Source organism: Bacillus sp. 007/AIA-02/001 (assembly GCF_004634455.1).
Classification (GTDB): Bacteria; Bacillota; Bacilli; order Bacillales; family Bacillaceae_G; genus Bacillus_A; species Bacillus_A cereus.
In genome coordinates, this window is record NZ_SEIY01000039.1 from 1 (window position 1) to 5502 (window position 5502).

The window sequence follows — 5502 nt, forward strand, 5'->3', positions numbered from 1 at the left end:
GGGATAAATTTATCAGCTATAGAGTTTGAACAGAAAGATTTTGTTCAAACCATTATATCTACCATAGAAGAGATAGGGGTACCTGCTAATTCGATTGATTTGGAATTAACAGAGCGAATAGCAATGGTAGATGAAAAAGAAACCTTATCGAAGTTAAAAGCATTAAAATCATATGGTGTACATTTATCAATTGATGATTTTGGTACAGGTTATTCTTCATTAGCATATCTGCCTCTGTACCCAATTGATACCTTGAAAATTCCAAGAGAATTTGTTAATAGGATCGGAACTTCTACGGATGGAAATGAAATTATACAAACCATTATTTCACTAGCACATACTTTAAACATGAAAGTGATCGCAGAAGGAGTAGAAACGAAGGAACAATTAACAGTATTACAGCGTAATGCATGTTATCTAATTCAAGGCTATTATTACAGTAAACCTGTAAATAAAGATGAATTTATCGATTTTTTAATTGTAATGCAAAATGAATAAGTGAAAAATTGATATATGTATGAAGTAAAGTGAAAAGACGTTCTATCCATTTGGAGTAGAACGTCTATTTTATGTTTATTTTCAGTAGTTATGCAGTTATGTTTCAGCCTTTGAGAGTAAAATAAGTATCTATATTCCTTGTGTTAGGGATGATTTTAAAAATATTTTATTTATTCCATCCCTATTTGAGTTTTACTTACTGCTAACTTTTGACCATCTTTTTCAATGAAACTAACGGTGAAATTAGCTCCTGTGCCACCTTTTGCATTTTTACTCCAACTAGCAGTATACGTTTTTATATTTTTACTTGTAGAATCAGATTTGATGTCAGGCTCGCCATATTTAGCAACTAGATCCTCGTATTTATCTCCGCCTTCACCAGTTACAGGATCACCAGTTTTAATAGTATCCACATCGGCTACCGTTATCTTCTTTTTATCGTCCTTTTTCGTTTCTTGTTTTTGGTCTTGTTTTGCTTCTTTCTTAGCCTCTTGTTTTGGTTCATCTTTTTTTTCTGTAGAAGCTTTGTTTGACGAATCATCACAAGCAACTAGACTCATCGCTAAAGCACTTCCTAATGCAATGGTACTCAACTTTTTGAACATGTTTAATTCCTCCATTTTGAAAATTGTAAAATTCCACAGATGATTATACCAAATTAAGGTAAATGGTGATGTCGTATTCTGTCGAGATAAGAAAAAAACAATAACGCAAGTTCTACCGTTCACTCTAATTGGTAACGAATCGTTATTTGAAGTGTATTGGAAATGTTACTATATATCGTTTTTTTCTAAATGTTACAATAGAGAAAAAGGAGGTTTTCACATGGGAGATGTAATCGGTGATGTATTAGGAGGACTCTTTATGTCCGTCCCTTCAAAAAGGGAAAAAGTCATTCGTAAAAATTTTAAGCTTTTGGAAAAAGAAGTGTGGTTTAAAGAAATAGAGTATAGATATGGTAGGTTAATGGTTTTTAACCATTCTATTAGAGATTTTGTAGCAAATGAGAACCTAGAGGATATCTTAAAGGATGTTGAGAAAACTCATACATTTCTTCATGAATTAGAAAAACTACTGCAGCAAGAAAAGATTTAATTGCCGTAGCAGTGAAGGAATGTTTGATTCGTAAAGGATACTTCGAGCGTAGAAGTCTAAGGATATAGGTCTAGATGAAACCAGAAATCAATTATATGAAAAATTGCTTTATTGAGTGATATATTCAGCTCTTGGAGAATTATTTCTTTTTTAGTGGATAGAATGATTCAATTTGCATGAACAGCGTCAAATAGAGCAAATCAAAAAAGGAAAATTGTTTTGTGAAGCTTGGTACTGATCCATACAAAGAAAAGACACCAAAGGCGCCTTTCTCCGTATGGAACCATCTTAAGTTGAATGTTATGGATATGATTTCTAACCAAAATGATTGTTGCAATTTAATATATTATGAATACATGGATGAGTGCATTCTTATGACAAATAGATTATGCACTATCATACAAGTTAGTATTTTATTAGTAATCATTTTCATCTGAGTTACTATTATAACTAGAATTATAAGAAGGACTATCATATCTAGAGGAATCTTCATTTTTGTAACTAGAAGTGTTGTTATAATTGGAGTTACTATATGAACTTTCAGAACTTGAACTATTAGAAGAGCTATAATAGCTAGGGGAACTGTAGTCGTCATAATAGTCGTTAAAATCATCTTCATCATCCAAATCAGAATTTACAACTTTATTTGTATTTGCTTTCTTTCCAACTGATTGAACTCTATAAGACGCATTCCTTTTTTTATTTTGTTTTCTTTTTCCATTTCCTTTAGATTGCAACGAAGGTGTATACGTTATAGGTATTACTCTAGATAATCCCCCTACAAATAATCGAACAATACATACTAAAATCCACATGCAAATAATAAATACAAAGACATAAAGAGCAATGTTGTAAATTATATTGTTTATTGTATCTATCATCGCACCCTTTGAAATATTAAACATAAAATCAATCACCGCCATTTTTCTATAAGTTTTATATTAAAAACGTAATATTAATCTAAATAGAATTATAAAATATTTTTTCCACTTTTTATATAAAAAATATGAATTTGTTACCGCAGATTAGAATTAAGAAAAAGACAACCTGAGGTGCCTTTCAATGACTTTAGTATCATTTTTTAGTGTGAAAAGGCAAATTGTATACAGTTTGATACTCTCGCTGGATTATTTCATTTGTATATAAATTATTTTAAACTTTTTTTCATTTTTATGCATTTGAAATTTAATAGTGAGGGATACGACTACATGCCCATCAGCTTAAGAAAAATTAATGTCCCAAAAACGATAAAAAGAGCAAATTAATTTGCTCCTTTCTTACTTGAATTCCACATGAAATTTAGTATCAATGATTCCAAAAGCAACTTTACAGGGGAACGGATTTTTTCCTGTTGAAGCAGCACGCATACATGAAAGCACCCAATAATCCAATTCTAAGGGTAAACGGAATACTTGGATACTACTATCATCGTTTTTTACTGTTACGATTGGTGTATTTACCTTAGTTGTAGTGAAACCGTCCGTTGTTATTATTGCTACTGCATCATTATTATGAAAACCCGTGCTTAAAACCTCGTAAGTTATTCCACTGTTCTCATTAATAATCATAGGTATATTTAAATAGGGATAGTTATTTATATTGTTATGAATAACTGTTCTTGGTGTATTCTTTCTTATCTGATTCCCTTGCATTTTATACGCTCCTTTATAACAATCCAAACGTTTAAATCTATTCTATTTTACATCCAGTATATCCGAAAATTGTAGTGTTAACTTATTGTAGAAAGCATCCGTACATATGATAGCGCTATTTAACGGATCTATATCAATGATGGTCATATAGTTAGTAAGTAAATAGCCGCCTTCATAATATGTAATTAGTATTTCTTCTTCGGATAATAAGGAACATAAAAGCATGTTCTCAATCAGTTCTTTTTCTTTAGAGGTTAAAATGGGACGTGCTATTTTATTTTTCTCTTTAATTATTTCACGTATTCCGGCGAATTGTTCTGGCATTGCTGCGAACGGAGACCATTTGACCATTCCTCTTCCTTTTGGCATATTGGCGTTACTCATGATTTATGTCCTCCTATTAGTGTGTTTCTGTGTCTAGCTGTAGCGCTATGCGTGTAGGAAATCCCTCGTAAAATACTGTTTTTCCCAAACTTTGTGCGTATTTCATCCATTACTTTTGTCAACTTCACTTCTTGTTCTCGTTTTGTGACATCATCAAAAAGAGAAATTTGTTCTTCCCCTTCTTGAATTAGGTTTGTTAAGGATATGTTTATGCTACGAATGGGTTCACCAGTATATTGCTGATGTAAAAAGTATGTACAGATATGATAAATATCCATTGTTAAATTTGTAGGACGGCTTAAACTATGTGTTTTTCTAATGCCACCTGCATTATCCTTGCTATAACCAACAGAGAAATGAACGGTTCGAGCAAGTTTGTTTTGTTGTCTTAATCGATAGCAAACTTCTTCGGTATGTTCCAGTAGGATAATTGGAAATTCTTCTATTGTATAATCACGCATTAAAATTTGGCTTTTTCCTATAGAAGTTGTAACCGGAACATATTTCTCTGAAATTCGACTAAAATCAATCCCATTACTATGTAAGTGTAATTCTTCTCCAATCACACCGAAGCTTTGTTTTAAATATTTAAGAGGATAATTAGCTAAATCTCCAATAGAATGTATTCCTTTTTGATTTAATTTTGTTTCTGTTTTATGCGAAATACCCCAAAACTTACTAAGCGGCCGTATGCTCCATAATTTTGTAGGTATATCTTCGTATGTCCAATAAGCGACTCCGTCTTTATTTTTCTTTGCTTCAATATCTAAAGCTACCTTACTCATCAATAGGTTAGGTGCAATCCCGATTGTGCATTCAATTCGTGTGTGTTCATATATTTCACGTTTAAACTGTAATGCAAATTCATTTGGATTTCGGGCAAATAGATGGATGCTATCGGTAATATCCATAAAAAATTCATCGATGCTGTATTGATGAAAGTCTTCAATAGGAACATATTGTAGAGCTAACTTCGTTATGTAATTGGAGCACTTAATATAGGTTCCCATAATTGGATTCACAATAAGGATATCTTTTTGCCTAGGAATCTCGTATAGCCTTGCCAACTTCTTTACTCCCATTGCTTTTAAAGGTGGAGTTGCGGCTAAAACAATGGACCCATTCCTATTCACATCACCGACTACAGCTAATTTTGTATGAAGTGGGTCTAATCCCATTTTGATGCAACTAACAGAAGCATAAAAGCTACGAAGATCAACACATAAAATGATTCTATTCGGTAAAATTGAATAGTCATACACTATAACTCCTCCTAATAATAACGAGAACATTCGTTCTTGTTATTATTATACACGAACCTATGTTCTTTGATGGAGTGGTTTTTGAAAAAATATTTAATTATATGTAGTAGAAATATGTTGAACGACAGAGAGAAGTAATAGCCTAATGTTTTTGAGGTTTCTAGGATATAAACGTTTTTATCTATATTAGAAAGTACAGGAAGAAAAGAAGTATCAAGATCAAGCAAGTCAATTTTGGAAGGACCTCGCTTTGGAACTAAAAGATCACCCCGCGGTGGTTGGTTATAATATTATAAATGAACCACATCCAGAAACAGCTAAAAATAATAGATATAATGATTTTTGGACGGAAGATTACGAGAAATGGTATGCAAAAGTGGAGGGAACGACAGCGGATTTAAACAGATTGTATCAAAAGGTAATCAATTCCATTCGTGAAGTAGACCAAGAAACACCGGTTATTTTAGATTCAGGTTTATATGCTACTCCATGGGCCTTTAGTAAAGGATAAAAAAACGCTTTACGCATTTCATGTGTATGAACCATATGAATTAACGAGTCAAGGTGAAAAGAAAAATAAAGAATATCAATATCCAGGATTAGTAAAAGTA

Annotated in this window: 7 protein-coding genes and 1 pseudogene; 3 read left to right on the forward strand and 5 right to left on the reverse strand. The window is 32.1% G+C overall.

What is annotated here, in order from left to right; all coding sequences use genetic code 11:
* Positions 1 to 498 (forward strand): EAL domain-containing protein (locus ES895_RS28945; protein WP_135238870.1); only part of this gene is annotated, 498 nt, incomplete at its 5' end.
* A gap of 170 nt (positions 499 to 668) precedes the next feature.
* Here ES895_RS28945 and ES895_RS28950 read toward each other — a convergent pair.
* Positions 669 to 1103 (reverse strand): hypothetical protein, encoded by a 435-nt coding sequence (locus ES895_RS28950; protein WP_000473786.1) that lies wholly within the window; start codon positions 1101 to 1103, stop codon positions 669 to 671.
* A gap of 220 nt (positions 1104 to 1323) precedes the next feature.
* Between ES895_RS28950 and ES895_RS28955 the strand changes: the two genes are divergently transcribed.
* The gene (locus ES895_RS28955) at positions 1324 to 1593 is read left to right on the forward strand and encodes a hypothetical protein (protein ID WP_135238871.1); all 270 of its coding nucleotides are present in this window, start codon (positions 1324 to 1326) and stop codon (positions 1591 to 1593) included.
* 416 nt (positions 1594 to 2009) lie between these two features.
* Here the strand turns inward: ES895_RS28955 and ES895_RS28960 are convergent, their stop codons facing one another.
* From ES895_RS28960 to ES895_RS28975, 4 genes are all read right to left on the reverse strand, one after another.
* Positions 2010 to 2498: a hypothetical protein gene (locus ES895_RS28960; RefSeq protein ID WP_097814511.1), complete on the reverse strand. Its 489-nt coding sequence runs from the start codon at positions 2496 to 2498 to the stop codon at positions 2010 to 2012.
* 372 nt (positions 2499 to 2870) lie between these two features.
* Positions 2871 to 3245, reverse strand: coding sequence for a hypothetical protein (locus tag ES895_RS28965; protein WP_135238872.1), 375 nt, complete (start codon positions 3243 to 3245; stop codon positions 2871 to 2873).
* 42 nt (positions 3246 to 3287) lie between these two features.
* The gene (locus ES895_RS28970; RefSeq protein ID WP_000063578.1) at positions 3288 to 3629 is read right to left on the reverse strand and encodes a YolD-like family protein; all 342 of its coding nucleotides are present in this window, start codon (positions 3627 to 3629) and stop codon (positions 3288 to 3290) included.
* Positions 3626 to 4891, reverse strand: coding sequence for a Y-family DNA polymerase (locus tag ES895_RS28975; RefSeq protein WP_000272552.1), 1266 nt, complete (start codon positions 4889 to 4891; stop codon positions 3626 to 3628). Before ES895_RS28975 ends, ES895_RS28970 begins: the two co-directional genes overlap by 4 nt.
* Positions 4892 to 5081: 190 nt before the next feature.
* Here ES895_RS28975 and ES895_RS28980 point away from each other — a divergent pair.
* Positions 5082 to 5502, forward strand: a pseudogene (locus ES895_RS28980) (cellulase family glycosylhydrolase); the annotation flags it as partial.